This is a genomic window from Arthrobacter sp. (assembly GCF_048266065.1).
Lineage (GTDB): Bacteria > Actinomycetota > Actinomycetes > Actinomycetales > Micrococcaceae > Arthrobacter_H.
The window spans coordinates 295,742-321,127 of sequence record NZ_JBLXAH010000004.1; the positions used below are offsets into that span (position 1 = coordinate 295,742).

At 69.3% G+C, this 25,386-nt stretch carries 26 protein-coding genes; 10 read left to right on the plus strand and 16 right to left on the minus strand.

Going from position 1 to position 25,386, the window contains the following annotated elements:
* The first annotated feature begins 27 nt into the window (after window positions 1-27).
* Window positions 28-435 (plus strand): phage holin family protein, encoded by a 408-nt coding sequence (locus ACN0TP_RS08825; protein ID WP_417218479.1) that lies wholly within the window; start codon window positions 28-30, stop codon window positions 433-435.
* A 34-nt stretch (window positions 436-469) separates the two neighbouring features.
* On the opposite strand, the gene ACN0TP_RS08830 is transcribed toward ACN0TP_RS08825, so the two are convergent.
* Window positions 470-1,951, minus strand: a complete 1,482-nt coding sequence (locus tag ACN0TP_RS08830) for a hypothetical protein (protein ID WP_417218567.1) — start codon at window positions 1,949-1,951, stop codon at window positions 470-472.
* Entirely contained in the window at window positions 1,948-2,184 is a 237-nt protein-coding gene (locus tag ACN0TP_RS08835) for a hypothetical protein (protein ID WP_417218480.1), read from the minus strand. The genes ACN0TP_RS08830 and ACN0TP_RS08835 overlap by 4 nt, the downstream gene beginning before the upstream one ends.
* 173 nt (window positions 2,185-2,357) lie before the next feature.
* On the opposite strand from ACN0TP_RS08835, the gene purB reads away from it, so the two are divergent.
* The 4 genes from purB to ACN0TP_RS08855 all read left to right on the plus strand — a co-directional run bounded on the left by purB (window position 2,358) and on the right by ACN0TP_RS08855 (window position 7,179).
* Entirely contained in the window at window positions 2,358-3,764 is a 1,407-nt protein-coding gene (gene purB, locus ACN0TP_RS08840) for an adenylosuccinate lyase (RefSeq protein WP_417218481.1), read from the plus strand.
* 56 nt (window positions 3,765-3,820) lie between these two features.
* Window positions 3,821-4,246 (plus strand): MarR family winged helix-turn-helix transcriptional regulator, encoded by a 426-nt coding sequence (locus ACN0TP_RS08845; protein WP_417218482.1) that lies wholly within the window; start codon window positions 3,821-3,823, stop codon window positions 4,244-4,246.
* Window positions 4,239-5,642, plus strand: coding sequence for an MFS transporter (locus ACN0TP_RS08850; RefSeq protein WP_417218483.1), 1,404 nt, complete (start codon window positions 4,239-4,241; stop codon window positions 5,640-5,642). Before ACN0TP_RS08845 ends, ACN0TP_RS08850 begins: the two co-directional genes overlap by 8 nt.
* Before the next feature lie 139 nt (window positions 5,643-5,781).
* Window positions 5,782-7,179, plus strand: coding sequence for an MFS transporter (locus ACN0TP_RS08855; RefSeq protein ID WP_417218484.1), 1,398 nt, complete (start codon window positions 5,782-5,784; stop codon window positions 7,177-7,179).
* Here ACN0TP_RS08855 and ACN0TP_RS08860 read toward each other — a convergent pair.
* The 9 genes from ACN0TP_RS08860 to ACN0TP_RS08900 all read right to left on the minus strand — a co-directional run bounded on the left by ACN0TP_RS08860 (window position 7,176) and on the right by ACN0TP_RS08900 (window position 15,517).
* The gene (locus ACN0TP_RS08860; protein WP_417218485.1) at window positions 7,176-7,973 is read right to left on the minus strand and encodes an ABC transporter ATP-binding protein; all 798 of its coding nucleotides are present in this window, start codon (window positions 7,971-7,973) and stop codon (window positions 7,176-7,178) included. The two genes, ACN0TP_RS08855 and ACN0TP_RS08860, sit on opposite strands and share 4 nt — an antisense overlap.
* Window positions 7,970-9,118, minus strand: coding sequence for a FecCD family ABC transporter permease (locus ACN0TP_RS08865; RefSeq protein ID WP_417218486.1), 1,149 nt, complete (start codon window positions 9,116-9,118; stop codon window positions 7,970-7,972). The genes ACN0TP_RS08860 and ACN0TP_RS08865 overlap by 4 nt, the downstream gene beginning before the upstream one ends.
* Window positions 9,115-10,086, minus strand: a complete 972-nt coding sequence (locus tag ACN0TP_RS08870) for a FecCD family ABC transporter permease (protein ID WP_417218487.1) — start codon at window positions 10,084-10,086, stop codon at window positions 9,115-9,117. Before ACN0TP_RS08870 ends, ACN0TP_RS08865 begins: the two co-directional genes overlap by 4 nt.
* A gap of 84 nt (window positions 10,087-10,170) precedes the next feature.
* Window positions 10,171-11,208, minus strand: coding sequence for an iron-siderophore ABC transporter substrate-binding protein (locus ACN0TP_RS08875; RefSeq protein ID WP_417218488.1), 1,038 nt, complete (start codon window positions 11,206-11,208; stop codon window positions 10,171-10,173).
* 139 nt (window positions 11,209-11,347) lie between these two features.
* A complete protein-coding gene (locus tag ACN0TP_RS08880; RefSeq protein WP_417218489.1) occupies window positions 11,348-11,959 on the minus strand; it encodes a response regulator transcription factor in 612 nt (203 codons plus the stop codon).
* A complete protein-coding gene (locus ACN0TP_RS08885) occupies window positions 11,953-13,056 on the minus strand; it encodes a sensor histidine kinase (protein WP_417218490.1) in 1,104 nt (367 codons plus the stop codon). The genes ACN0TP_RS08880 and ACN0TP_RS08885 overlap by 7 nt, the downstream gene beginning before the upstream one ends.
* A 10-nt stretch (window positions 13,057-13,066) precedes the next feature.
* Window positions 13,067-13,819, minus strand: coding sequence for an ABC transporter permease (locus ACN0TP_RS08890; RefSeq protein WP_417218491.1), 753 nt, complete (start codon window positions 13,817-13,819; stop codon window positions 13,067-13,069).
* Window positions 13,820-13,850: 31 nt separating this feature from the next.
* Window positions 13,851-14,810 (minus strand): ABC transporter ATP-binding protein, encoded by a 960-nt coding sequence (locus tag ACN0TP_RS08895; protein WP_417218492.1) that lies wholly within the window; start codon window positions 14,808-14,810, stop codon window positions 13,851-13,853.
* Between the two features lie 68 nt (window positions 14,811-14,878).
* Window positions 14,879-15,517: a MerR family transcriptional regulator gene (locus ACN0TP_RS08900; protein ID WP_417218493.1), complete on the minus strand. Its 639-nt coding sequence runs from the start codon at window positions 15,515-15,517 to the stop codon at window positions 14,879-14,881.
* Window positions 15,518-15,616: 99 nt separating this feature from the next.
* On the opposite strand from ACN0TP_RS08900, the gene ACN0TP_RS08905 reads away from it, so the two are divergent.
* Entirely contained in the window at window positions 15,617-16,018 is a 402-nt protein-coding gene (locus ACN0TP_RS08905; RefSeq protein WP_417218494.1) for a hypothetical protein, read from the plus strand.
* Between the two features lie 44 nt (window positions 16,019-16,062).
* On the opposite strand, the gene ACN0TP_RS08910 is transcribed toward ACN0TP_RS08905, so the two are convergent.
* From ACN0TP_RS08910 to ACN0TP_RS08930, 5 genes are all read right to left on the minus strand, one after another.
* Complete coding sequence (locus tag ACN0TP_RS08910; protein ID WP_417218563.1) at window positions 16,063-17,223, minus strand: aminotransferase class I/II-fold pyridoxal phosphate-dependent enzyme; 1,161 nt, start codon at window positions 17,221-17,223, stop codon at window positions 16,063-16,065.
* Window positions 17,224-17,362: 139 nt separating this feature from the next.
* A complete protein-coding gene (locus ACN0TP_RS08915; RefSeq protein WP_417218495.1) occupies window positions 17,363-17,800 on the minus strand; it encodes a hypothetical protein in 438 nt (145 codons plus the stop codon).
* Between the two features lie 72 nt (window positions 17,801-17,872).
* Window positions 17,873-18,727: an oxygenase MpaB family protein gene (locus ACN0TP_RS08920; RefSeq protein WP_417218496.1), complete on the minus strand. Its 855-nt coding sequence runs from the start codon at window positions 18,725-18,727 to the stop codon at window positions 17,873-17,875.
* Window positions 18,728-18,762: 35 nt separating this feature from the next.
* Window positions 18,763-20,097 carry a 23S rRNA (adenine(2503)-C(2))-methyltransferase RlmN gene (rlmN, locus tag ACN0TP_RS08925; protein WP_417218497.1) on the minus strand — a complete coding sequence of 445 codons (1,335 nt, stop codon included), beginning with the start codon at window positions 20,095-20,097 and terminating at the stop codon, window positions 18,763-18,765.
* A gap of 65 nt (window positions 20,098-20,162) precedes the next feature.
* A complete protein-coding gene (locus ACN0TP_RS08930) occupies window positions 20,163-20,888 on the minus strand; it encodes a DedA family protein (RefSeq protein ID WP_417218498.1) in 726 nt (241 codons plus the stop codon).
* A 143-nt stretch (window positions 20,889-21,031) separates the two neighbouring features.
* On the opposite strand from ACN0TP_RS08930, the gene ACN0TP_RS08935 reads away from it, so the two are divergent.
* From ACN0TP_RS08935 to ACN0TP_RS08950, 4 genes are all read left to right on the plus strand, one after another.
* Window positions 21,032-21,715 carry an HD domain-containing protein gene (locus ACN0TP_RS08935; RefSeq protein WP_417218499.1) on the plus strand — a complete coding sequence of 228 codons (684 nt, stop codon included), beginning with the start codon at window positions 21,032-21,034 and terminating at the stop codon, window positions 21,713-21,715.
* 293 nt (window positions 21,716-22,008) lie between these two features.
* Window positions 22,009-22,875: an IclR family transcriptional regulator gene (locus ACN0TP_RS08940; RefSeq protein ID WP_417218500.1), complete on the plus strand. Its 867-nt coding sequence runs from the start codon at window positions 22,009-22,011 to the stop codon at window positions 22,873-22,875.
* A gap of 141 nt (window positions 22,876-23,016) precedes the next feature.
* Window positions 23,017-24,297 (plus strand): cytochrome P450, encoded by a 1,281-nt coding sequence (locus tag ACN0TP_RS08945; RefSeq protein WP_417218501.1) that lies wholly within the window; start codon window positions 23,017-23,019, stop codon window positions 24,295-24,297.
* Between the two features lie 4 nt (window positions 24,298-24,301).
* Window positions 24,302-25,381, plus strand: a complete 1,080-nt coding sequence (locus ACN0TP_RS08950) for a PEP/pyruvate-binding domain-containing protein (protein WP_417218502.1) — start codon at window positions 24,302-24,304, stop codon at window positions 25,379-25,381.
* Window positions 25,382-25,386: the final 5 nt, after the last annotated feature.

Genomic DNA, 25,386 nt, shown 5'->3' on the forward strand with positions numbered 1-25,386 from the left:
CACAGCACGGTGTGGAAGGATGTCCCCATGCTGCGATTCATCGTCAAAGTCATCGTCAACGCCCTGGCCTTGGCGGCCGCGACCTGGCTGCTGCCGGGCATCACCGTCGGTTCCAGCGCCGTCAGCGATGCCACCGGCAACGACTCGGTCGGCAAGGTGGTGGCATACCTGTTCATCGGCCTCATCTTCGGCATCGTCAATGCCGTGGTCCGCCCGATCATCGGTTTCCTGTCGCTGCCGATCACGTGCCTGACCCTGGGTCTCTTTGCCATCGTGATCAATGCGGCCATGCTGATGCTGACCTCGTGGCTGAGCAGCTACACGCCCATCGGCCTGCACATCGACACGTTCTTCTGGGATGCCGTACTCGGGGCGATCATCATCAGCGTGGTGTCGGCAGTGATCGGCTGGGTCGTCCCCGACAAGGAGCGCTAGGCATCGCAAGCTCCGCGCCCGGTGCCGTGACCGGTCAGTGCGCCGGTGCCGCATGCAACCCCCTCCTCAGGGGCCCTCGCCGCTGACGACGCACCGGCTTGATCCGGGCGACCTCGCGTGCGCGCCCCCTCCGCAGCGCCACAGTCGTCACCGACACGGTGGTGGCCCCCGCGAACACCGCACCGAGGGCCTGCCGGTCCTCGACGATATTGGGTTCGGTGCTGGTCGCCAATTCCTCCGAGAGCGCCGTGTAATTGCCGAGCTGGTGGGCCGCGCCAAAACCCCCGGCCTCCATGTCCGTTCCGGGCGCGTAGCCCGTGAAGCGCACGGTGACCTGGTTGCGGCTGTCCGGGTTGGGCCGGCCGTCCAGCCCCGGAACCATGTCGTCCACGTGTTCCATGTGCAAGCCGCGGACCCCGTCGGGCAACGGGATTCCGCCCACGGGTGCACCACTGGTGACCACGTATTCGACGTCGTACATCCGCGCGATCCGCGGGTCGACCGCCAGGTTGGCGGCATGGATCCCGCCCTGGCTGTATCCGGTGATGACCAGCCGGTCCCCCGGTTGGGCCCCGGCGGCGTGCAACGCCTCGGCGGCGGCCTCGCCCACATACCGGCTGTCGAGGCCCGCGGCTTCTACGATGCCGCCCTCATCGAAGGGGTTCACGGGCAGGGAGGTCAAACGATCTTCCGCCGGTTGCGTCCCTGGAAGGGTCAGGACATGGACGGGTCCCGCGGGTGTCTGGGTGGTGGACACCAGGACAGCGCCGTCTCCCGAGACCTGCGCTTCTGCCCGTTGCTGCAGTGACATCAGATCGGGCAGGGTGCCGGTGAAGGGCTCCGGTTGGGCGCGGGAGACCGAAGCCACACGGATCCTGCGGACGTTCAGCAGCTGGCGGAGGGCCGCGTGCGAGGCCAGGTTGGTGGCGAGCCGGTCGGCGATGCCCGTGGTGAACGGGCCACCGTGGTCCCGGTCGGCCACCGCCCGGGCGAGAAAGCGCAGCACCGCTGCGGGGATCGGCGGTGGCTCCGGGTGGCCGGACGCCAACCGCATCGGCGCCCCGCACAAGAGCAGGAGTGACAGGGCATACCCGGGAGCGGCATTGATCAGGTCCTCCATCGTCTGCCCGTCCGGATGGCCGTGGTTAGACGCCAGTTCATGGACCAGCCGGGGGACGGTCGTCTCCGAGCGCACCTGGAAGGCCTGCTGGCGGGCCCGCCGTTCGGCATCCTCGTAGGACGCCCTGCTGGTTTCGAGCCCGATCCGGCAGTGGGCAAGACGGTCCTCCACCTCGTTGGCCAGGGCGTTTCCGGTCCTCAGGTGGTCCTCGACGGCCCGGGAGAACTGCCAGACGTCCCGCCAGGACGGTGGGCCGGCATCGGCCAGGGCGGAGGAGAGGAGCATCCGGACCATCCCCAGGGAGTGCTCGGCCCGCGCGAGCAGCACCGCCGCGCGTTCGAACTCGTCGAACTGGTAGTCCACGCTGGTCACACCGCCGGTACTGGTATGGCTCATGGGCCATCCACCACGGAGTGCGCCCTGCCTTGCTGCACCGCGGCGAGGGCGTCCTCCAGCTCGCGGGGAATGGCGTCCAGCTGGCCCAGGGACTCCTCCAAACGCCGACGGTACGCGGCTCCCGCCGGCGAGCGCCATTGCACGCCGCACGCCGAGAGCAGTGCGGCACGGGCACAGGAGAGCTCGCCCAGGGCCTGCCGCGCCCTGGCCTCCAGCAGATCCCAGTTCTGCACCGTGCCTCCCTTTCCACCCGGAGGGGACAGCGGGTCCAACCCCTCACCGGTTAGACACCACGCTAGGTGCGCTCCGGGCATGGCGCAGGCACCGCCGTCGTACCTGTGGATAGCGCGGCAGGGCCGCGTCATGCGGTGCCCCCTGCCGGGCGGACCATGAAAGAATGGGCACCATGGCTGATTCCGCGCGCACATCCCTTGCTTCAGAACCACTGGCACTCGGTGCCCTCGACGGCCGCTACCGGTCGGCGATCGCCCCGCTGGTGGACCACCTCTCGGAGGCGGCACTGAACCGCAACCGCGTGCACGTCGAAGTCGAGTGGCTGCTGCACCTCACCTCGAACTCCGTGCTGCCGGGCACCTCCCCGTTGACCGCCGAGCAGACCGCTGCGCTGCGGCGGATCGTCACCGACTTCAACGCCGATTCGGTCTCGGAGCTTTCGGAGATCGAGGCCATCACCGTCCATGACGTGAAGGCAGTGGAGTACTACATCAACCGCCGCCTGCCGGGCATCGGCATCGAGGCGCTGACCCCGATGGTGCACTTCGGCTGCACCAGCGAGGACATCAACAACCTCTCCTACGCCCTGGGGGTGAAGGACGCGGTCGAGGACGTCTGGATGCCCGATGCCCGCGCCCTGGTGGAACAGATCACCACGATGGCCGAAACCCTCCGCGAGGTGCCGATGCTCTCGCGCACCCACGGGCAGCCGGCCACCCCGACCACGCTGGGCAAGGAGCTCGCCGTCACCGCCTGGCGGTTGACGCGCCAGCTGGAGCGGATCGCCCGCACCGAATACCTGGGCAAGATCAACGGGGCCACCGGCACCTACGCCGCGCATTACGCTTCAGTGCCCGGCGCCGACTGGCAGCAGGTCTCGAAGACGTTCGTGGAGGGGCTGGGGCTTGACTGGAACCCGCTGACCACGCAGATCGAATCCCACGACTGGCAGGCCGAGCTCTACGCCGACGTGGCCCGGTTCAACAGGATCCTGCACAACTTCTGCACCGATGTGTGGAGCTACATCTCCATCGGCTACTTCAAGCAGGTCCCGGTCGCCGGGGCCACCGGGTCCTCGACGATGCCGCACAAGGTCAACCCGATCCGCTTCGAGAACGCCGAGGCGAACCTGGAGATCTCCAACGGCCTGCTCGACACCCTGGGCGCCACGCTGGTGACCAGCCGCTGGCAGCGCGACCTCACCGATTCGTCCTCGCAGCGCAATATCGGCACCGCGTTCGGGCACTCGCTGCTGGCCATCTCCAACGTCGCCAAGGGGCTGCAGCGCCTGGATGTGGCCGAGGACGTGCTGGCCGAGGACCTGGACCACAACTGGGAGGTGCTCGGCGAGGCCATCCAGATGGTCATGCGTGCCGAGGCCATCGCCGGGACCCCCGGCATGGAGAACCCCTACGAGCGGCTCAAGGAACTCACCCGCGGGCACCGCGTGGACGCGGAACGCATGCAGGAATTCGTCGCCGGCCTCGGTCTGGGCGCGGAGGCGGCCGCCCGGTTGAAGGAGCTGACGCCGGGGACCTACAACGGCATCGCCTCCGACCTGGTGGACCACCTGAAGTAAGGCACCACCGCGCAAAAGGTCAAGCAACTTGATCAAGTTGCTTGTAGAATCACCGGATGACCTCCGAGCCGATCGCCCACGCCTTCCTCGATTCCCTCCAGCCGTTGCTGCGGCAGCTGGACGCGGGACGTACCCTCTCACCCGGCAAGGTCGGCGTCCTGCGCCACCTGGCCGGGCACGGTCGGGCCACCGCGGCACAGCTGGCCACTGCAGTGCACGTCAGCCCGCAGGGGATCTCGCTGGCCGTCCGCGAGCTGGAGCGCCAGGAGCTGGTGGTGAAGGTCCCGGACCCCGCAGACAAGCGCCGCTGGTGGATCGAGGCCACCGAGGCGGGCCGGCAGCGGCTGGACCACGATTCCGCGGCGGGCCGGCAGTGGCTGGACCGGGCCGTCGAGGACGTGCTCTCGGCCGATGAGCGGCGGGCCCTCGCCGCGGCCGTCCCCGTCCTGCAAAAACTCGGAACGCAGCTTCCCGATGCCTAGCGGTGCGCAGGGGACACGGCTCGTCCAGGGCCTGGTCTACGCCGCCTTGTCCACCGCGATCGTGAGCTCGCTGGGCATGCTCCTGGTGCCCACCGTCGCCGAGGAACTGGACGTCTCGGTCAACACCGCCCAGTGGATGCTGACCGTCAACCTGCTCGTGGGGGCGATCGCCACCCCGGTGATGGGCCGGCTCAGCGACGGCCCAGACAAGCGGCGGCTGCTGTTGGCGTCACTGGGCATCATCCTGCTCGGGTCGGTCATCGCCGCCCTGGCCACCACGTTCCCGGTCTTCCTGCTCGGGCGCGCGCTGCAGGGGCTGAGCTACGGCATCGTCCCGGTGACGATCTCCCTGGCCCGGCGCTACGTGCAGCCCGCGAAGGTCCAGCCCTCGATTTCCAGCCTGTCGGTCACCGTCTCCACCGGCATCGGCATCGGCTACCCGCTGACCGGCATCATCGCCGGGCTCTTCCAGTTCCAGATCGCGTTCTGGTTCGCCGCGCTGTTCGTGCTCAGCGCGATCCTCGTGGTCCTGCGGACCGTTCCGGCGGGGCCCGACGAGCGCGCTCCCCGCCTGCCTTTTGATTTCGGGGGCGCAGCCCTGCTGGGCCTTGGCCTGGGCGCCCTGCTGCTGGCCGTCAGCGAGGGGCCGAACTGGGGATGGGGCTCGGTCACGACCGTGGGCACCTTCATCGGTGCCGCGCTGGTGCTGGCCGGCTGGGTCCTCACCGAGTTGCGGGTGGGTCATCCGCTGGTCAACCTGCGGGTCCTGCGCACCGGCGATGTCCTGCTGGCCAACGGCACCGCCGTCGGCCTCGGCGCCGCCATGTACATCGCGTTGTCGATTTCCAGCCTGGTTGCCCAGGCCCCCGTTGCCACCGGTTACGGGATCGCGCTTCCCGTCTTCTGGGCCGGCTTCGTGATGTTCCCCCTCTCGGTCGGCAGCTTCACGGCCAACCGCGTCGTGCGCCGCCTGGCGGGCCGCATCCGGTTGACCACGCTGCTGCCGTTGGGCACGGCCCTCATGGCGGCCTCCGGCACCATGCTCTGGCTTGCGCACTCGGCGCTCTGGGAGATCCTGCTCGGGATGCTGGTGTTCGGCCTCGGCATGGGGGCCAGCTACGCGGCCATGCCGGCGCTGATCGAACGCAGCGTGGCCACGTCCGAACTCGGCAGCTCGGTCAGCTTCAACCAGGTGTTGCGCACCGTCGGCAGCTCGTTCGGCACCGCGGTGTCTGCCGCGATCTTCGCAACGCACCTGGAACCCGATCTGCGCCCGAGCAGCGCCGGCATCACGACGGCCTTCGGATTGGGTGCCGCCTTGTGCACCGCGGTCTTCCTCGTGCTGCTGGCCCACCGCTTCATCCACCGCCCGGGGAGCCGCGCGTCGGGTCGCTGAAAGTGCCGGGCAACAACTCTTGGTGATTGGGGTCACGTGCCTTACCATCGAACTAGTCGGATACCGCACGACTGTACGGAATGCGCACAACACCTCGCGTGCGACCAGTATTCAGCCCCAGTTCCAAAGGATTCCCCTCATGGCCACGAAACCAGCCGCCACCCCCGCCGCTTCCGGCACGGAGCAGGCACGACGCCTGCACCGCGCCCGCAAGGCGGCGCTTGCCGCCTTCCTGGGCGGCATGCTCGAGTACTACGACTTCTTCGTCTATGCGACGGCGGCCTCCCTGGTCTTCTCGCACATCTTCTTCCCCGGCGGCGACCCGACCATTGCCCTGCTGGCCTCCTTCGCCACGTTCGGCGTCGCCTACGTCGCCCGGCCCTTCGGTGCCGTCGTCTTCGGCCACTTGGGCGACCGCCTCGGGCGCAAGAACACGCTGGTGCTGACCCTGGTCCTCATGGGCGGATCCACCTTCCTGATCGGCGTCCTGCCGGACTTCCACACCGTCGGCTACCTCGCACCGGCCCTGCTGGTCTTCCTGCGCCTGTGCCAGGGGCTTTCGGCCGGCGCGGAAACCGCGGGCGCCTCAGCACTGACCATGGAGGAGTCCCCCGTGGGACGCCGCGGCTTCTTCCCCTCCTTTGCGATGAGCGGGATCTCCGCCGGCATCGTGCTGGCCTCGCTGGTCTTCCTGCCGGTGGCCGCGATGAGCGAGGCGGACCGCCTGGCCTGGGGCTGGCGCATCCCGTTCCTGCTCTCCATCGTCGTGCTCGTCGTCGCGTTCATGGTCCGCCGCTCGCTGGACGAGCCGGAGGTCTTCGAGGCGAAGGCCGAGAAGAACGACCTGGTGAAGCTGCCGTTCATGGACATGTTCAGGACCCACCCGGCGCAGTTCCTGCAGATCTCGATGATGTCCTTCGAAACGGTGACCAACACGTTCATGCAGGCGTTCGGCCTGGCCTACGCCGTCAGCGTCGGGATCCCGGCCTCCACCATGCTGGTGGTGAGCATCGCGGGCAACGTCCTGGCCATGGCCACCCAGCCGCTGTTCGCCCTGTTCTCCGACAAGTACGGACGCCGCCCGATCTTCATCGCCGGGGTCATCGGCTCCGGCGGACTGATCTGGGTCTACTTCTGGGCGATTTCGACGGCGCAGATCGGCCTGGTCTTCGCGGTCAGCACGGCCATCACCGCCGGCACCTACGCAATGTCCAACGCGATCTACCCGGCATGGTTCTCGGAGCTGTTCAACGTGCGCGTGCGCTACTCGGGAGTGGCCATCGGCCTGCAGGTCGGCATCGTCTGCGCCGGCTTCACCCCGCTGCTGGGCACCGCGCTGGTCGGCGGCGTCCACTCCAACTGGGGACCGGCGGCATGGATCGTCGCCGGCTCCTCCATCATCGCCGTTGCCGGTGCCTGGTGGGCCCGCGAAACGTACAAGACGCCCATCGAACAACTGGGCAACCACGTGCACCACCCGCAGGCCGATCCCCAGGACATGCCGGCCGTCTCGGGACACCGGCACCCGGCCAGCTAGACACGCACGTGCGGCACGACCATGGGTGTGAGCGATTGCGGATCATCCATGACGTCGGCCTCGAGGCCGAAGACGCCGCGCACCAGTTCGGGTGTGAGGATCACGCGGGGCGGCCCCTGGGCATGGATCGCCCCGCTCTTCATGACCACCAGGTCCGAGGCAAAACGGGCCGCCTGGTTCAGGTCATGCAGGACGGCAACGATCGTGCGGCCCTCCCGGTTGAGCTCGGCAAAGAGTTCGAGCAGGTCGTATTGGTGGGCGATGTCCAGGAACGTCGTCGGCTCGTCGAGCAGGATGACATCGGTGTCCTGGGCCAGGACCATGGCCAGCCAGGCCCGCTGGCGTTGTCCACCCGACATCGAGGACACCTGGACCCGCTCCTGCCCTGACAGGCCGGTGCGCTCCAGGGCCGCGGCGATCGCCGCGTCGTCGGCCGGCGACCACTGGCGCAGCAGCGTGTGGTGCGGATGCCGGCCGCGGGCCACCAGGTCCCCGACCGTGATGCCCTCCGGTGCCACGGCGCCCTGGGGCAACAGCGAGATGCGCCGTGCCACGGCCCTCCCGTTCAGGCCGGCCACCGGTGCCCCGTCCAGGCTGATGGACCCGGCGGCCGGCTTGTTCACCCGGGCAAAGGCCTTGAGCAACGTGGACTTGCCGCAGCCGTTGGGCCCGACGATGACCTTGAAGTCCCCCGCGTGGATATCCAGGTCCAGTTGCCGGATGATCGTGCGGCCGCCGTAGCCCAGGGTGAGGCCCGTGGCCGAGACGACGGGTGGGGTGGGAGCGTGGTTCATGCCAGGCCCTTTCTGAATTCACGGACCAGCAGCGCACCGAGGTACACGCCGCCGATGGCCAGGGTGAGGATGCCCACGGGAAGGGCCGAGGCCCACGGCGCCTGCTGCGCCACCAGGTCAGCGACCACCAGCAGCAGTGCCCCGGCCAGCCCGGAGAGCAGCAGTTGTGGCCGCCCGCTGCGGGCCAGCCGCCGGGCAATATGCGGGGCGGTCAGGGAGATGAAGGCGATCGGCCCGGCCACCGCGACGGCGCCGCCGGCGAGCACCACGGAGAACAGCACGGCCCAGCGCCGGGTGGCCACCGCCGGGGATCCGAGCGCCATCGCGACGTCGTCGCCCATCTCGCTCAGCGCCAACGGGACGCTCAACAGGGCCAGCGGAACCGCGCAGGCCAGCAGGACCACCCCGATGATGGCTGCCTGGTCCCAGGACCGGGCCTCGAGCGAACCGTTCAGGTAGGCAGAGAGCATGGTCGCCTGGTCGCGGGCGACGACGTAGACCACATATTGGGTGAAGGCCGCTGCCATGGCCGAGACCCCGATGCCGGCCAGGATCATCCGCAGCGGGTTCCCGAAGCCGGTCCCGGTGCCCAGGGCGACGAGCCCGACGGCGGTGGCGGCCCCGAGGACCGAGCCCAGCGGTATGGAAGCGGTGCCCGGCAGCAGGAGGCCGAACAGGGCGGCGCCCGCCCCGGCCCCGGCGCTGACGCCAATGACGTCCGGGCTGCCCAACGGGTTGCGGGTCACGGATTGGAACAAGGCCCCGGAGAGCCCCAGTGCGATTCCCGCACCGACGGCCACCACCAGCCGCGGTCCGCGCAGGTGTCCGAGCACGAAGGCCTGCTTGCCGTCCTCGGCCCCGCCGAAGAGGGCAGCTGCCAGCTTGGAGGGTTCGATGCCGAGCCCGCCCATCGTCAACGTCGCGAAGGCACCGGCCAACAGGAGCAGCACCAGCACGGCCCCGACGGCCAGCGGACGCCGGGCCACGGGCAGGGCCATGCCGCGCCCCAGCCGCAGCACCGGCCCGGGGGCAGCGGACGACGGCGGCGCCTGGCCACCGCGCGGTTCCTCCGGACCGCCCGGGGCACCCGGGAGGGCCCCGTCATCGTGCCGGGGACCGGCGCCCTGCGTGATGACCCCGCTCATGATCGGTCCCCCAGTTTCCGCACCACGAACAGCAGCACCGGTGCCCCCACGAACGCCGTGACGACGCCGACCATGAGTTCCTGCGGGCGCAGCAGCACCCGGCCGATGACGTCGGCCCCCAGCAGCACGATCGGGCCCACGAGCGCCGCGCCGATCAGCTGCCGGCGCATGTCGAGTCCCACCAGGGCGCGGACGATGTGCGGCACGGCCAGCCCGACGAAGGCGATGGGGCCCACGGCAGCGGTCGCCGCGGCGCTCATCAGGGTGGCGGCCCCGAGCCCGGCGGCCCGGGTGAGGCCGGTGTGGACACCGAGCCCGGTGGCGGCCTCGGTTCCCAGCGCCAGGGAGTCCAGGCCGCCGGCCACCGCGAACGCGATCACCAGGCCCAGCACCAGGAACGGCAGCACGGCGAGGAACTGGCTGTAGCTGCCGTGGTTCAGCGCGCCGACGACCCAGAACCTGTAGTTGTCGAAGATCTTCGGCAGGCTCAGGGCGATGCCCTGCACATAGGCGGTCAACACGGCGGTCACGACGGCGCCGGAGAGGATCAGCCGCACCAGGTTCGCCCCGCTGGACCCGGCAGTGCCCACGACGTAGACGGCAACTGCCGCCAGCCCGGCCCCGGCCAGCGCCACCCAGACGGCGGCCGGCGATCCGAGCGTGAGGCCGAACAAGGCGGTGCAGGTGACCATCGCCGCGGCAGCGCCGGCATTGATGCCCAGCAGGCCCGGGTCGGCCAGCGGGTTCGCGGTGACGGACTGCATCAGCGCCCCCGACAGGGCCAGGGCGGCGCCGACGACGACGCCCAGCACGGTGCGCTGGTAGCGCGAGTCGAACACCGCCTCCAGGTAGGGATCACCGTGTCCGGCCCACGAGTTGAACAACTCGGTGAGGCTGGTTTCCTTGGACCCGAACACCAGGCTGGCCACCACGACGGCGGCGAGCACCACCAGGCACCCCAGGTACACGGGCGCAGCCCGCAGCAGGCCAGGACGCCTGGTCCGGGTCTGCTGCGGGCTGCGCTGCAGTGTGGTGGTGCCCGGGATGGCTGCCTACTTCTTGGCCTGGGCGATGGCCCGGTCGATCAGGGGGATGTAGCGGTCCAGGGCGTACGGAACCGTCAGCGGGTTGATCATCGAGGAGGCGGTGACGAAGGCGTTGTCGTCGCTGGCGACGACGGCGCCCTTCTTGATCGCCGGGATCTGGGCGTAGAGCTTGTTCGACAGCGCCTGCTTGCGGGCCGCGGCGTCGGAATAGAAGGTGAAGATGAGGTCGCTGTCGTTGAGCTGGTCGGCATTTTCGTAGCCGATGACCGCCGAATCGGTCCCCTCGGTCTCCTTCATCTGCTCCACTGCCGGATCGGTCTTCAGCCCCAGGGCGCCCACCATGGCCGCACGCTGCTCGGTCGGCAGGAAGACGCCGAGGGTATCGGGGGTGGTGTAGATGTAGGAGAAGCTGTAGTCGGCGTACTCGGGGTGGGCAGCGGCCGTGTCGGCGAGCTGCTTCTTCAGGTCGCTGATCAGCCCCTTCGCGTCGGCTTCCTGGCCGAGCGCCTGGCCGACGATCTCGATCTGCTGGTCCCAGTCGATGCTCCAGGCCTTGTCCGGGTAGGCCACGGTCGGGGCGATGGCATTGAGCGAGTCGAACTGCTCCTGGGTCAGGCCGGACCACGGGGCCAGGATCACGTCGGGGTCGAGTTCGACGATCTTCTCCAGGTCGAGCTTTTCACCCGAGCCGACGAGTTCGGGCAGCTGGCCGCCGTCCTTCTCCACCGCCTCGTGGATCCAGGGAAGGTATCCGGTCTCGTCGGCCGCCCAGGCGTATTCCTCCATGCCCACCGGGATGGTGCCCAGGGCGATGGAGGTCTCGGCCGACCCCTGGCCCAGCGTGATGACGCGTTCGGGCTTCTTCGGGATCTCGGCGGTGCCGAGCGCGCTCTTGATGGCCACCGGGAATCCGGCGGCATCGGCAGCGGGGGTGCTCCCGCCGTCACCGGAGGCGTCGCCGCCGGCGCAGCCGGCCAGGGCGAGGGCGGAGGCGGCCAGCAGGGCCACTCCGGCCCCCAGGGAACGCAGACGTGCAAAGGACATGGGATTCCTTACCGTGGAGCGGACCATGCGTCAGCGACGGGTCCGCCAAGACTCGAATGATGTGCAAGGTTAGGCTACCCCAACCTCACACCCCCTATGCAACGTCACGTTGTTGTCGCGTAATTATCCGCGTCCCGAGTCAGAGCCAGCCCCGCTCGGCGGCAATGCCCGCGGCCTCGATGCGGTTGACGGCACCGGTCTTGCCGATGGCTGCCGAGAGGTGGTTGCGCACGGTCCCCGTGGAGAGGTGCAAGACCGCGGAGATCGTGGCCACCGCCTTGCCGTCGCGGGCCAGGGCCAGGGTTTCGCGTTCCCGTTCGGTGAGCGGGTTCTCCCCCTCGGACAACGAGGCGGCCGCCAGCTCGGGGTCCACGACCCGCAGTCCGGCATGGACCTTGCGGATCGCCTCGGCCAGTTCGGACGCGGGTGTGTCCTTCACCACGAAGCCGCTGGCTCCCGCCTGGAGGGCCTCGCGCAGGTAGCCGGTCCGCCCGAAGGTGGTGACCATGAGCGACCGGCAGCCGGGAACGCCGTCGTGGATCTGCCGGGCGGCCTCGATCCCGTTGGTTCCCGGCATCTGGATGTCCAGGACGCACACGTCCACCGCGTGTTGGGCGGCCAGCCCGACGACGGTGGACCCGTTGTCCGCCTCCGCGACGACCTCGAGGTCGGACTCCAGGTTCAGCAGGGCCACCAGGGCGCCGCGCACCAGCGCCTGGTCGTCGGCTACCAGGACCCTGATGTTCACCATGCCGCCTCCACCCGGGTCCCACCCAGGGACGCAGCGCCGACATGGAATGAGGCCCCGGCCTCCGCCATGCGTTCGCTCATCCCGCACATCCCGTTGCCTGCAGCGCTGCTGCCCAGCCCGACGCCGTCGTCCTCGATCACCAGGGATCCCGGGGAGAAGCGGATGACGCACCGGGTGGCCCGGGCATGGCGCAGCACGTTGGTCCCCGCCTCACGGACCAGCCACCCCAACGGGTCCCGCAACCGGTCGGGGACCTGTCCGGCGTGCTCGCCCTCGACGTCCACCGCCACACCGGCCCCGTCCAACGTCACGCGCAGGGCGGCGAGCTGGGTGGAGAGGTCGTTGCCCCGCAGGCCGCCGACGGTGGCCCGGACATCGGCCAGGGCCCCGCGCACCAGCGCACGGATCTCCACGATCTCGGTGCGGCTGCGTTCCGGATCGCCGTCGATCAGCCGTTCGGCCAGCTCCGCCTTCACGGCCACCACTGTCAGGGTGTGCCCCAAGACGTCGTGGACGTCCCGGGCCAGCCGCTCCCGTTCGGAGGCCAGCGCCAGGTCCGACTGCATCTTCTCGCTGCGTTCCCCCGCTTGGATCAACGCGAAGGTCACCATGTTCAGCACGAAGATGCCCACTTGGATGGCGACGATGAACACGTAGTCGGGCAGGGTCCCCGTCAGGCCCGACAGCAGCAACGTGGTGGCCACCGTTCCCAGGCCCACGCACCACGCCGCCGGCCGGGGCAGCAGGAAACAGGCGTAGGCGATCAGGAACGGCGTCATGTACAGCGCGTCCAACCCGATGATGGCAGCCATGCCCGCCACGATGGCCAGCATGAGCACCAGGCCCACCGGATTCCACTTCACCCACCGGGCCTCGGAGTCCAGTCGATTGCCGAAGATGAATCCGGCCAGGTAGACACCGGCGTAGAGGATGACCAGGGCCAGGCCGAGGACGAGCTGGCCCGCCCCCAGCCCGTCCTGCAACAAGGCGGCGATGGTGTAGCCGAGGAATACCAGCCAGATGGCCGAGAGCATCCACCCGTGGCGTTCCCAGCCATCCACCGCCGGTGTCGGCGCGGGGTCACCGATCCTGCTCATGGTGTTGCCCCTACCGGCGGGCCCGGCCACGGCGAACGGCCAGCACCGCGATGATCCCGAAGATGAGTAGCCATGCCACCAGATTAGCGATCAGCGCCCACAACGGGTCGACCTGGCTCGATCCGGATTGGGCGCCCTCCAGGATGGGCCACCGCACCAGGCCGACGAATCCATACATGGGGGTGAAGCGGGCGACGTCGAGCAGGGTGCCGCTCAGGGGGACGAAGACGTTGCCGAGGAAGGACAGGACCACCAGCAGGCCGGAGGCGATGCCCATGGCCGATTCGCTCTTGAACAGCATGGCGACGGCGTACCCGAACAGGGCGAACAGGATCGATCCGGCGAGCGCGATGGCGAAGGTGGCGGCCCACATCCAGCCGTTGTCGGCGTGGGCACCGGTGAGCGCACCGACCACGAAGACGACGGCGATCGCCATCGCCGTGACGATCAGCGCCACGACCGCCTTGCCGGCGACGAAGCCCGCTGGACGCAACGGGGTCAGGGCGATCTGCCGCCCCCAGCCCTGCATCTGCTCCACTGCGGACACCCCGGTGACGGTGGTGGCGGCGACGGAAGCGCCATAGGCGGCCATCGAGGCCATGATGTAGAACTTCACGTTGCCGTTTCCGGCTGCCTCGTTGGCGTAGCTGAACGAGAGTCCGAAGATGACGTACATCAGGGTCGGGAGGACCAGGACGAACATCAGGTTCATGACGTCGCGTAGTTGTCGGGTCAGGTCGATGCGGACAAAGGTGGGGTTCATGGCGTTTCCTCCGTGGTTTCCGGGAGCGGTTTCAGGCGCCGGCGTGGTCAACGTCGGCCGAGGTGGTGGGCGTCCGGGTCATCTGGACGAACGCGTTCTCCAGGCTCGGCGCCGAGATCTCCAGCTCCGTCCCCCCGCCTCCGTTGAGCAGGTGCCGGGCCACGGCGTCGGAATCGGTGGTGGTGATCGAGACCCGGGGGCCGTTGACCTGCAGGCCGGTCACCGAGTCCAGGGCCCTCAGCTCGGCCAGGCGGGGATCGGCGGCGTCGATGGTTCCGTGCGCCTGCAGGGTCGCGGCGACGGTCCGGCCGGCGGCCAGCGCCCTGACGCTGGCGGTGCTGCCGTCGGCGATGATCTTTCCGGCGTTCATGAGCACGATGCGCTGGGCAAAGTTCTCGGCTTCCTCCAGGTAGTGGGTGGCGAAGATGACAGTTCGGCCCTCCGTGGCGTCCCGGCGCATCGTCGCCCAGAAGTCGCGGCGGGCGTTCACGTCCATGCCGGCGGTCGGTTCATCGAGGATCAGCACATCGGGATCCGGCAACAGGGCCAGGGCGAACTTCAGCCGTTGTTGTTCACCGCCCGAGCACTTGACGACTTTGCGTTGCCCCAACCGGGCCGTGTCGGTGGCTTCCATGACCTCCTGCACCCGGGACGTGGCGCCATGGAGGGAGGCGATCGCCACCACCGTTTCGCGCACCGTGAGGTCACGGAGCAGGCCGCCGGTCTGCAGCAGGGCGGAGACCCGTCCGGCGCGGACCGCCTCCTGTGGTGCGCGTCCGAAGACCCTGGCGGTCCCCGAGGTGGGTGCCGTCAGGCCCAGCGCCATGTCGATGGTCGTGGTCTTGCCGGCGCCGTTGGGACCGAGGAGGGCGACGATTTCCCCCGGGTCGACGGCCAGGTCGATGCCGTCCACGGCGTTGAGCCGGCCACCGTCCGACGGGAAGGTCTTGTGCAGGTCCTGCAGCTCGAGGGCTGGCTGTGCGTTGTCCATGACGCCAGTCTTGCCGGTGGTCCGTTGCGGCACATCGGGCAACGATCATGTCCTGCCCATGACCGTTGTCATGGTCGGGGTGGATCCCCCAACCGGCGCGCCGCGGCGTCCTGGTGGGCCAGCCGGCGCAACGCAAGGATGACGGGCTCATAGAGTGCGGTGCCCAGGACGGCGTGCTCCACCGTGGCTGCCGGTTCCCCGGGGATCCCGGCGATGTCGTACTCGGCCATCTCCATCAGGGATCGGCCGTAGACCGCCAACTGCTCGTCTCCCAAGGGGATCCCTGCCGCCGCGACCGCCTGGAGGGCCCGCTCCAGCTGCGCGACGGCGGCATAGCCGGGGTCGAAGACCTGGCCCAGCGATTCCATGGCGGCGCGCGCCAACGGGTAGTCGGTGCCACTTTCCGACTCTTGTGCCCCGGCGTCGTGCAGATAGGGGGGCAGCGCCGCGACCGCGCGGCCGAGCGTGGAAAAGGTGTCCTCGCCCGGCTCGTCGATGAGCCGCAGCACCTCCCTGACCCGGTGGAGGGGCAGGCCGGCCACCTCGGCCAGTGCCTTGACCACCCGGATCCGGTGCACATGGGCGGGTCCGTAGTCGGCCTGTGTGGCGCCACGGGAGACCCCGGGGGGCATCAGGCCTTCACGCAGGTAGTACTTGATCGTCGACACGTTGCTGCCGGTGGTGGCTGCAAGTTCCGATATCCGCATGGTCGCCTCCCTTGACTATTGGATAGTAGCAGTATCCAATATTGGATACCGACACTATCCAACTAGTCGGACGGTCCGGCCCCAACCACAGGAGACATCATGGATACCGGAAGCAGCATCACAGCGGGAGTCGTCCTGCTGGCCGTGGTCACCATCGCCTACGGAGGCACGTTCGTGCTGCGAGTGGTGTCGGGAAAGCAGCCCGCCAACGACTTGCAGAAATCCTTCTTCCGCGCCGGACACGCCCACGCCGGCGTGCTGGTCATCCTCGGGCTGGTCGTGCTGCTGCTCATGGACGCCGCGGCGGTGGCCGCCCCGTTCCGCTATGCGGCCAGCGGCGTGCTGTTTTCGGCGATCCTGATGCCCGCCGGATTCTTCCTCTCGGTCATCGGCAGGAATCCGGCCAAGCCCAACGGCTTCATCGCCCTGCTGTGGGCCGGTGCAGCACTCCTGGCGATGAGCCTTGTCGTCGGCGGCATCGGGTTGATCCGGGCCGGTTGAGTGCCCTGCGCGCCGACGTCCCTGCCGACGCGCTGGCCGCCACCTCACCTGCGTCGGTCCACCGCCTGGAAGCGCACGATCCGTTCCACGGCAGCGACGACGGCTTCCCGTCCAGCCGCGAAGCTCAGCCGCACCGCCCGCCGGCCACCGACACCATCGAAATCCCCGCCCGGCACCAGCGCAACGCCTTCCTCCTCGAGCAGCGCCGCGCAGTACGCGGTGGAGTCCTCGAAACCCGCCAGGGCGGTGCCGAGGTCCGCATACAGGTAGAACGCCCCGTCGGCCGGCGCCGCGGGCCCCCACCGCAACCGCGGCAGGCTCTCCAGCAGGACGGAACGGGTCGTGGCGAACTCGTCGACGAACCCCTGGGCCTGGCGGTAGGAGTCCTCGTTGAAGGCCTCCACGGCTGCCATCTGCGCGGGAGCCGGAGGGCAGAGGGCAACGTTTCCTGCGAGCGCATCGACGGCCGGGAGCAGGTCGTCGGGAACGACCGCCCAGCCCAGCCGCCACCCCGTCATGCCCCAGTACTTGGAAAAGCTGGAGATGACGACGCCGGAACGGTCAAGTTCCCAGGCACAGACACCCCGCGGGTCCGGGTCCCCGACGGCCGGGTAGGTGATGCCGTGGTAGATCTCGTCGCTGACCAGCCGGACCCCGTTCCGCGCACACCACACGGTGAGCTCAGTGAGCTCACCGCGGGAGACCATGGTTCCCGTCGGGTTGGCGGGCGAGGCGAGCATCAGGCCGGCGAGGGGCCCGTGTTCTGCAGCCGCGGCATCCAGTTGCGGCGGCGTCGGCTGGTACCGGGTTTCCGGACCGCAGTCCAGTTCGACGACCTCGATCCCCAGCGCCCGCAGGATGTTCCGGTAGGCGGGATAGCCGGGGCGGGCCAGGGCAACGCGGTCACCGGGGTTGAACGCCGCCAGGAAGGCGAGCATGAAGGCCCCGGAGGATCCAGTGGTCACCGCGACGTTGGCGGCCGGCACGTCGAGTCCATACCAGCGGCCGTAGTGTCCGGCGATGGCATGGCGCAGTTCCGCGATGCCGAGCGCCGGCGTATAGGTCAGTGGCACACCCGAGGCGTGGATGGCCGCCGCACGTTCGGACACCCCCGTCGGAGCGCCACCGCTGGGCTCGCCGGCACACAGGGAGATGATGTCCCGTCCGGCGGCGCGCAACTCGGCCACGCGGGCCAGGACGTCCATCACCTGGAACGGCGGCACCTGGGCCCGGGAGGCAACGGTGAGTGGTCGCTGGTTCACGGGGGCGCTCCTCGGTTCGGCGGACGGCGTTTCCACCAGCCTGTCACACGCCGCCTCCGGCGAAGCTGCCGCCGCACCCGCCTTAGGCCCATAGCGTGAGCCGATGAGCGGCACCGGAAACCCTCCAGGTCGTGGTGCGGACCCACAGGTGGCAGCCCGCCGTGGAGCCCGGGGCCACCTGCAGGCAGTCCGGGACACCATCCGGAGTTTCTCCCGCATACCCAGGTCCTCCGGGGTTCCAGGAGACGGCGCGGGGTTGGTGGGCGCCGAAGACCAGATCGGACGCGCTCCGCACGCCGGCCGCTGCCAGCCGCTCGTCCAGCTGCCTGTCCTGCCGGGCCGAGAACCCGCGATACAGCTGCACCAGGGCCAAACCGTCACCGCATCCGTGGTGCCTCCACATCCGGTAGACGTAGCAGACAAGGCATTCGCGGCGCCCCGGCACCCGTGCCAGCGGCGGGATGTCCCGGATGTGGGCCACCATCGCTTCGCTTCGTGGTGGAGGGCTGGTCCTTGGCATGATGTCCCCTCTCGACACCACCACACTCCCCCCGTCCGCGGGCGCTGGCGGCCCCGGGGCGCCAGCTGTTGATCAGCGGGCCGATGGGCCGGTGGTGGAGGGCGCGTCGGCGCTGGGCGAGGAGAAGGCGTCGAGCCGGCGCAGGTAGAAGTGCAGGGGCGCGTGGCGCAGCCGTGCGGGAAGCCGGGGGTAGACCAGGGCCACCGTGCGCAACAGTGCCCGAAAGACGGCGTCGTGCACTGGCCCATAGCGCAGGCCGAAGCCGGCGCGAAGTTCCGGGCCCAGCAGTCCTGCGGTGAGCAGCCGGGCGACGGGCATGAGCATCCGCACCCAGGCGGGGGCGTTGCGGGCGGCCAGCAGGTTCCGTCCGACCTTCAGGATGGTCCGGTCCACCGAGAGCTGCGCGCTCATCGATTCCCAGTAGGCGGCGAAGTCCGCACGGGTGGCCGGCCAGGCGTCGGCGGGCAGGCGCAGCGCCGTGCCGAGTATGGCGTATTCGCGGTAGATGCGCTCCGCCGTCACCGCCGGCAGGGGCGGGAACAGTGCCTCGTAGACCACCATGGCGGAGTCGTAGAGGGTGGCCGCAACCCACAGCTGGGCCCGCGGGTCGTTGGCGTCGTAGGCGGGATGGCTGCCGTCGGTGGCGGCGTCGGCGTGGACCGGGGCGTGGGCGCGTTCGACCCAACGGCGGGCGGCGTCGGCCTGCGCCCTGGTGCCGTTGGTCAGCGCGTAGATGTAGGTCAGCGTGCCGTGGAGGCGGGCCAGCGGGTCCTCGACGAATCCCGAGTGGCGGGCGACGCCGTGCCCCACCGGAGGGTAGGCCAGCTGGAGCAGGATGGCGCGTCCCGCCCCGGCCAGCAGCACGGATTCGGGGGCGAGCTCGGCGATCGTCGACGCGGTGGTGGTGCCGTTGCTGAAGATGCCCATGGAACCGATGCTAACGCGGCCCGCTGGGCGCCGGCCTACTCGGCGGCGGCGAGCTGGCCGCAGGCCCCGTCGATCTCCTTGCCCCGGGTATCGCGCAGGGTGGTGGGGATCCCGGCGTCGATGAGCCGGTTGATGAACTCGTCCGTGACGTCCGGTTCCGAGGAGGTCCAGACGGATCCCGGGGTGGGGTTCAGCGGGATCGGGTTCACGTGGACCCAGCCGCGGCCGCGGGCGTTGAGCTTTTTTGCCAGCAGGTCCGCGCGCCAGGCGTGGTCGTTCATGTCCTTGATCAGCGCGTATTCGATGGAGACACGCCGCCCGGTGGTCCGGTAGTAGTTGTAGGCGGCGTCGATCGCCTCGTCGGCCTTCCAGCGCGAGTTCACCGGGATGAGCTCGTCGCGCAGCTCGTCGTCGGGGGCGTGCAGGCTCAACGCGAACGTGATCGGGATGTCCTCGGCGGCGAGCTTGTTGATCGCCGGGACCAGGCCCACGGTGGAGACGGTGATGTTGCGTGCGCTCATGCCCAGGCCCTCGGGGGCGTCGTCGATCATGCGGTGCACCGCAGTCATGACGCGCTTGTAGTTGGCCAGCGGCTCGCCCATGCCCATGAACACGATGTTGGTGACGCGTTCGGCGTCGTGCCCTCCGTCGCGGCGTCCGCCCTTGAGCCCGCCCTCGGCGATGACCCGGTTGGCCTGGACGATCTGGTCCAGGATCTCGGCGGCCGACATGTTGCGGGTCAGCCCGGCCTGCCCGGTGGCGCAGAACGGGCAGTTCATGCCGCAGCCGCACTGGCTGGACACACACAGCGTGACGCGGCCGGGATAGCGCATCAGCACCGACTCGACGAGGGAGCCGTCAAACAGCCGCCAGAGGAACTTGATGGTGTCCCCGTTGTCGGTGGTCAGCCGCTTGACCTCGGTGAGCAGCGTGGGGAACATCGCCTCGACGAGTTCGGTCCGGCGCTCCTTGGGCAGGTCGCTCATGGCCTCCGGGTCGGTGGTGTAGTGCTGGAAGTAGTGCACGGAGAGCTGCTTGGCGCGGAAGGCCGGCAGGCCGAGCTCCTTGAGCTTCGCCTGGCGTTCGGGCAGCGAGAGGTCGGCCAGGTGCACGGGCGGCTGGGAGACGCGCGGCTTGGACTTGAATTCCAGCTTGGGCCGGCCGTCCGGCGCCATGGCCTGCGTCCAGCCTTCGGCCGTGGGACGGACCTGGGTGCGGCCCTCCTGCTCGGCGCGGCGTTCGGAGATGCGGCGCTTGTCTGACTCATCGTGCTTGGCGGGGCGGTCAGCGCGCGCGGCAACGGCCTCCGAGGTCCGGCTGCGGGAGTGCTCGGCGGCGTCGGGGGGCGTGGGCTTCTCGGAGGTAGTCATCGTCTCCATTGTCCCATGCCTGTCCAGCCGGGCAACGAGTGTCCCCCACCACTGTCCCGGGGCTGCTAGCCGGCGTCGTTCCCGTCGGTGCGGGGCCCGGTGGCCGCGTCACGGGCAGCGGCCTTCGCGGCGCGGCCGTCGAGCCGGCGCCTGCGCCGGGCACGCAACCCGGTCCGTGCGGCGACGACCGCCGAGGGCATGCTGCGCGTCTCCCACCACTGGATGATGGTGGAGATCAGCCGGCCCAGCACCAGCGAGACGACGATGGCCAGCAGGACGGCGAACTCGGTGTCCAGCCCGTCCCACAACCCGGAGAGCACGCCGACCCCGACCGAGTAGATCGACCACACGATGCCGGCGATCAGCGAATGCCGGAAGAAGACGCTCCACGGATGCGGGATCAGCGCGGATCCGACGTTCAGGGTCAGCCGTCCCAACGGGATGAACCGCGAGGTCATGACCAGCGGCAGGTCGTTGTCCTTCAGCCGGCTGCGCGCAGCGGCCAGGGCGGATTGCCACCGCCTGCCGGAGAGGATGCGCCAATGCACGACGTCGTAGCGCAGGGCCAGCGCGTAGGTCGCCAAGTCCCCGGCGAGGGCGCCGACGAGCATGGCGATCCCGAGCAGCACCGGGTTCAACGAATCAGAGTTGGCCGCCAGCGCGCCGAGGGCCACGAACAGCGTGGTGCTGGGCACCGGGGGGATCAGCGCGGAAACCGTCACGAACAGGGCGCCGACGGCATAGACCCAGATGTCGTCGAGGGAGCGCAGCCCCTCGCCCAACTCGTTCACGGGTCCAGCCTTTCGTTGTGGTCGTGCGTCCGAGGGTCGATCCTATGCCAGGCGGGCACACATCGGGGCCGGGCGCCCGACCGTCTTCCATCCAGCAGAATCCACCACTTGGCCGGGCGGGCCTTCGGTGCAACGCTGGCCCCATGACCAAACTGCAGCCGCTGGCCAACCACTACGGCTCCGACGTTTCCGCCGACGTGCCCACGGCGCCGGACGGGGTGGTGTCCCTGCACGGCCGGGATGCGGCCATCTGGGAGCAGGCCGCCCCGTTGCTGGCCGTGCGGGACAACGACGCCCACACGCTCTACGCCTACGCCCTGGCCCAGTCGTTCCTGGCCGCCCACCCCGAGGCCGATCCAGCGGTGGTCGGTCCGGCCATCCTCCTGCATGACATCGGCTGGTCACAGGTCCCACCCGACGAGGTCCTCTCGGCGATCTCACCGAGTGGTGGCCGGCCCGACCTGGTGCTGCTGCATGAACGTGAGGGCCGTCGGCTGGCCGAAGGCATCCTCGCCGGAGTCGGGTACGACGCCGACCGCAGTGCCCGCATCCTGCAGATCATCGACGGGCACGATTCCCGGCGCGAGGCCCTGGACATCGACGATGCGATCGTCAAGGACGCCGACAAGACCTGGCGCTTGAGCCCCCACGGCCTCGATACCGTCATGGACTGGTTCGGGCTGGACCGGGATCACGCGCTGCGGTTGTGCAGCGCCCGCGTCCACGGGCACCTGTTCACGGACGAGGCCCGCGCCACGGCCCGGGCACTGGCCGGTCTGGAGTCGGCGAACCTATGGCCCCAGCGCCGGGCGCTGTTGGAGCCGTAGGCCGGGCAGCACGGAACTGGAACCGGGACCGTCCACGTCGCCTGTCGGCGCGCGGGCCCCGGCACATTGTCCGCGGCATCTTCCGGTGTCCTGAACCGGGCATCCGCCTCCCACCAGCCCGATATCCTGCCGCCTGGGAACAAGCAACCTGGCTGCCGCGGTGTGCGCAGCAGATGGCCGGACGACGTGCCGATCGCCGGCGAAACCACCGCGCCGGCCGGGCCCCGGGCCCACCATCGGGCCAGATGGCCACGGGGTGATTCGCGGGCCCTAGACTCAAGCGTGGCGGCACCGTGGGAATCCACGGGGAACCGCAGATCGAGGTCCAATCCGGAAAGGTGGCAGCGATGGCCGGCGGCAGCCAGGAGAGCGGACGCAGCGTCACCTCCAAGGTGCTGGGCATCCTTGAGGTCTTTGAAACCACTCGTCGCTCCATGTCACTGACGGAGATTTCCGCGCACTCGGGCCTTCCCCTGAGCACCACGCACCGCCTGGTGGGCGAACTGGTCGATTGGGGGTTCCTTTCCCGCGGCCCCACCGGCCGCATCCAGTTGGGGTTGCGCCTCTGGGCGATCGCGCAGAACGCCGGCCGGCAGTTGCGCGAGACGGCCCGGCCCTTCGTGCAGGACCTCTTCTCATTGACCGGGGAAACCAGCCAGCTGGTCGTCCGCGATGGGGTGAATGCGCTGTACATCGACCGGGTCTACGGCAGCAAGCGGATCCCCCGCGCCTCACGCGTCGGGGGCCGCCTGCCCCTGCACGCGACCGCCTGCGGCAAGGTGCTGCTCGCCTACGAGGAGGACTGGGTCCGCCAGGGATACCTCCAACGGACCCTGCAGCAGCCCACCCTGCATACCCACGCCAACCCGGAACGGCTGGCCACCGAACTCTCGGACGTCCGTGCCCAGGGGTACGCCACCACCTTCGAGGAGATGCGCCTGGGCCTGTGCTCGATCGCCGTACCTGTTTTCCACACCGGAAAGATCGGCTGCTCGATCGGCCTGGTGCTCCCCGCCGGGCAGGCGTCCGCGATGAACCGGCACCTCCCCGTGCTCAACGGCATCGCCGCCCAGATCCAGCGAGCCACGGCCCACATCCCGTTGGAGACCCTGCTGGGCAGCATCATCGATCCGCTGCCGCCGGCACCCCCGGAACACTAGCCGCGCGAAGCGACGAGGCCACCCCCACATACGCCTTCCGTCCAGTGGAAGATTGCGCGGGCCTTCCGGTGTGACGTGGACGACACTGGTAGGACGACGGCGGAACATCCTGCCGCACCGCAGACCCCACCAGGAGTACACATGTCTTCCCCTTCGGATACGGCAACGGGCTGCCCCTTCGGCCACGGGGCTGCAGCAGCACCGGCCGGCCACCACGGCTACGAGCCGTTCGACATGAAGGACCCGTTCCCCGCCTACGCCGAACTCCGCGCGGAACAGCCGGTGATGTTCGACGAACGGATCAACTACTACGTCGTCACCCGCTACGACGACATCAAAGCGGTCTTCGACGACTGGGAGACCTTCTCCAGCGAGAACGCCCAGGCCCCCGTCAGGGAACGCGGCCCGGAGGCCAAGCAGATCATGGCCGACGGTGGATTCACCGCCTATTCGGGCCTTTCGGCACGGGTGCCCCCGGAGCACACCCGGATCCGCACCGTCGTCCAGAAGGCCTTCACCCCGCGTCGCTACAAGCAGCTCGAACCGGCGATCCGCGAGAACGTGGTGTCCCGCCTGGAGACGATGCTCGCCCGCCCGGAACGCCGCGGCGACATGGTCCACGATCTGGCCTACGACATCCCGACCATCACGATCCTCACGCTCATCGGCGCCGACACCTCGAAAATCGACACCTACAAGCGCTGGTCGGACTCGCGGGCCGCGATGACCTGGGGAGACCTCGGCAACGAGGAACAGATCCCCCACGCCCACAACCTCGTGGAGTACTGGACCGAATGCCTGCGGCTGGTCTCCGAGGCCCACGCCGAGGGCGGCAACAGCCTGACCGCCGACCTCGTGGCAGCACAGCACGACGGCGCCGACATCACCGACCACGAAATCGCCTCCGTTCTGTACAGCCTGCTTTTCGCAGGACACGAGACCACCACCACCTTGATCTCCAACTGCGTGCGCGTCCTGATGGCCCACCCCGACCAGTGGCAGCAGGTGGTCGCCGACCCGAAGCTGATCCCCAAGGCGATCGACGAGATCCTGCGCTACTCGGGGTCCATCGTCGGCTGGCGCCGCAAGGCGCTCCGGAATGCCACCGTCGGCGGCGTCGACATCCCCCAAGGCGCCGGGCTGCTGCTCCTGATGGGCTCGGCCAACCGGGACTCCTCCCGATTCGAAGCGGGCGAGGCCTTCGACATCACCCGCGACAACGCCCGCGAACACTTGTCCTTCGGATTCGGGATCCACTACTGCCTGGGCAACATGCTCGCCAAACTGCAGGCAAAGATCTGCCTCGAGGAGATCGCCCGGCTCGCCCCGAACCTCCAGCTCGACTCGCCCGAGGACATCGGGTTCCGCAAGAACCTGTCCTTCCGCGTCCCCGAAACCGTCCCCGTCACCTGGGAGGCCTGACACCATGACCACCACCGAACACATCCAGTTCTTCGACGACCGCACCCCCGCCTCCCTCGAACGCCTCGGCGGCAAGGGCGCCTCGCTGGTCACCATGACCGCCGCCGGCATGCCCGTCCCACCGGGATTCGTGGTCACCACCGACCAGTTCAACCTGTTCATGGAATCGACGGGCATCGCCGGGAAGATCACCGAGCACCTCTCGGGCATCGACCCCGACGACGTCGCAGCCGTCGATGCCATCTCCGCCCGGATCCGCGAGGCCATCTGCTCGCGGCCCGTTCCGGAGGAGGCGCGCGAAGCCACCCGGGGCGCCTACGCCGATCTCATGACCCGCTGTGACGGCCCGGTCCCGGTGGCCGTGCGCTCCTCGGCCACCGCGGAGGACCTGCCCGACGCCTCGTTCGCCGGCCAACAGGACACCTACCTGTGGCTCGAGGGCTTCGACGCCGTCGGCGAGCACATCCGACAGTGCTGGGCATCGCTCTACACCTCCCGCGCGATCCTGTACCGGCTGAAGAACAAGATCCCCGACGAGGGGCTCTCCATCGCCGTCGTCGTGCAGAAGATGGTCAACGCCCGGACCTCCGGCGTGGCCATGACCCTGGACCCGGCCACGGGAGACCGCTCCAAGATCACCATCGACGCCTCGTACGGTGTCGGGGAAATGGTGGTCTCCGGGACCGTCACCCCGGACAACATCCAACTCGACAAGGTGACGTTGGCCCTGGTCCACGAGCACATTGGCGACAAGCATGCCGAGCTCATCCCGGATGCCGGAACCCACAGCCTGGTCGAACGCGAGGTCGACGCCGACCGCCGCGCCCGCCGTTGCCTCACCGATGACGAGCTCGCCGCCGTCGCCGCGATGGCCAAACGGGCCGAAAAGCACTACGGCTGCCCGCAGGACATCGAATGGGCCCTGGACGCCGACCTGCCCGACGGCCAGAATCTCCTGCTGCTCCAGTCCCGGCCCGAAACCGTCCACTCCTCCAAACCGCACACCGCACCGAACCCCGTGCTGGGCGGCGGTTTCGCCGCTGCCCTCGGGCTCACCCCCGGCACCCTGAAGCAGGGAGCCTGACACCC

Bases quoted from the DNA above. Each gene is read 5' to 3' on its own strand.
- ACN0TP_RS08825 (WP_417218479.1), top strand. From the start codon at position 28: ATGCTGCGATTCATCGTCAAAGTCATCGTCAACGCCCTGGCCTTGGCG.
- ACN0TP_RS08830 (WP_417218567.1), bottom strand. From the start codon at position 1,951: ATGAGCCATACCAGTACCGGCGGTGTGACCAGCGTGGACTACCAGTTC.
- purB (WP_417218481.1), top strand. From the start codon at position 2,358: ATGGCTGATTCCGCGCGCACATCCCTTGCTTCAGAACCACTGGCACTC.
- ACN0TP_RS08845 (WP_417218482.1), top strand. From the start codon at position 3,821: ATGACCTCCGAGCCGATCGCCCACGCCTTCCTCGATTCCCTCCAGCCG.
- ACN0TP_RS08850 (WP_417218483.1), top strand. From the start codon at position 4,239: ATGCCTAGCGGTGCGCAGGGGACACGGCTCGTCCAGGGCCTGGTCTAC.
- ACN0TP_RS08855 (WP_417218484.1), top strand. From the start codon at position 5,782: ATGGCCACGAAACCAGCCGCCACCCCCGCCGCTTCCGGCACGGAGCAG.
- ACN0TP_RS08860 (WP_417218485.1), bottom strand. From the start codon at position 7,973: ATGAACCACGCTCCCACCCCACCCGTCGTCTCGGCCACGGGCCTCACC.
- ACN0TP_RS08865 (WP_417218486.1), bottom strand. From the start codon at position 9,118: ATGAGCGGGGTCATCACGCAGGGCGCCGGTCCCCGGCACGATGACGGG.
- ACN0TP_RS08875 (WP_417218488.1), bottom strand. From the start codon at position 11,208: ATGTCCTTTGCACGTCTGCGTTCCCTGGGGGCCGGAGTGGCCCTGCTG.
- ACN0TP_RS08880 (WP_417218489.1), bottom strand. From the start codon at position 11,959: ATGGTGAACATCAGGGTCCTGGTAGCCGACGACCAGGCGCTGGTGCGC.
- ACN0TP_RS08885 (WP_417218490.1), bottom strand. From the start codon at position 13,056: ATGAGCAGGATCGGTGACCCCGCGCCGACACCGGCGGTGGATGGCTGG.
- ACN0TP_RS08890 (WP_417218491.1), bottom strand. From the start codon at position 13,819: ATGAACCCCACCTTTGTCCGCATCGACCTGACCCGACAACTACGCGAC.
- ACN0TP_RS08895 (WP_417218492.1), bottom strand. From the start codon at position 14,810: ATGGACAACGCACAGCCAGCCCTCGAGCTGCAGGACCTGCACAAGACC.
- ACN0TP_RS08900 (WP_417218493.1), bottom strand. From the start codon at position 15,517: ATGCGGATATCGGAACTTGCAGCCACCACCGGCAGCAACGTGTCGACG.
- ACN0TP_RS08905 (WP_417218494.1), top strand. From the start codon at position 15,617: ATGGATACCGGAAGCAGCATCACAGCGGGAGTCGTCCTGCTGGCCGTG.
- ACN0TP_RS08910 (WP_417218563.1), bottom strand. From the start codon at position 17,223: ATGGACGTCCTGGCCCGCGTGGCCGAGTTGCGCGCCGCCGGACGGGAC.
- ACN0TP_RS08915 (WP_417218495.1), bottom strand. From the start codon at position 17,800: ATGCCAAGGACCAGCCCTCCACCACGAAGCGAAGCGATGGTGGCCCAC.
- ACN0TP_RS08920 (WP_417218496.1), bottom strand. From the start codon at position 18,727: ATGGGCATCTTCAGCAACGGCACCACCACCGCGTCGACGATCGCCGAG.
- rlmN (WP_417218497.1), bottom strand. From the start codon at position 20,097: ATGACTACCTCCGAGAAGCCCACGCCCCCCGACGCCGCCGAGCACTCC.
- ACN0TP_RS08935 (WP_417218499.1), top strand. From the start codon at position 21,032: ATGACCAAACTGCAGCCGCTGGCCAACCACTACGGCTCCGACGTTTCC.
- ACN0TP_RS08945 (WP_417218501.1), top strand. From the start codon at position 23,017: ATGTCTTCCCCTTCGGATACGGCAACGGGCTGCCCCTTCGGCCACGGG.
- ACN0TP_RS08950 (WP_417218502.1), top strand. From the start codon at position 24,302: ATGACCACCACCGAACACATCCAGTTCTTCGACGACCGCACCCCCGCC.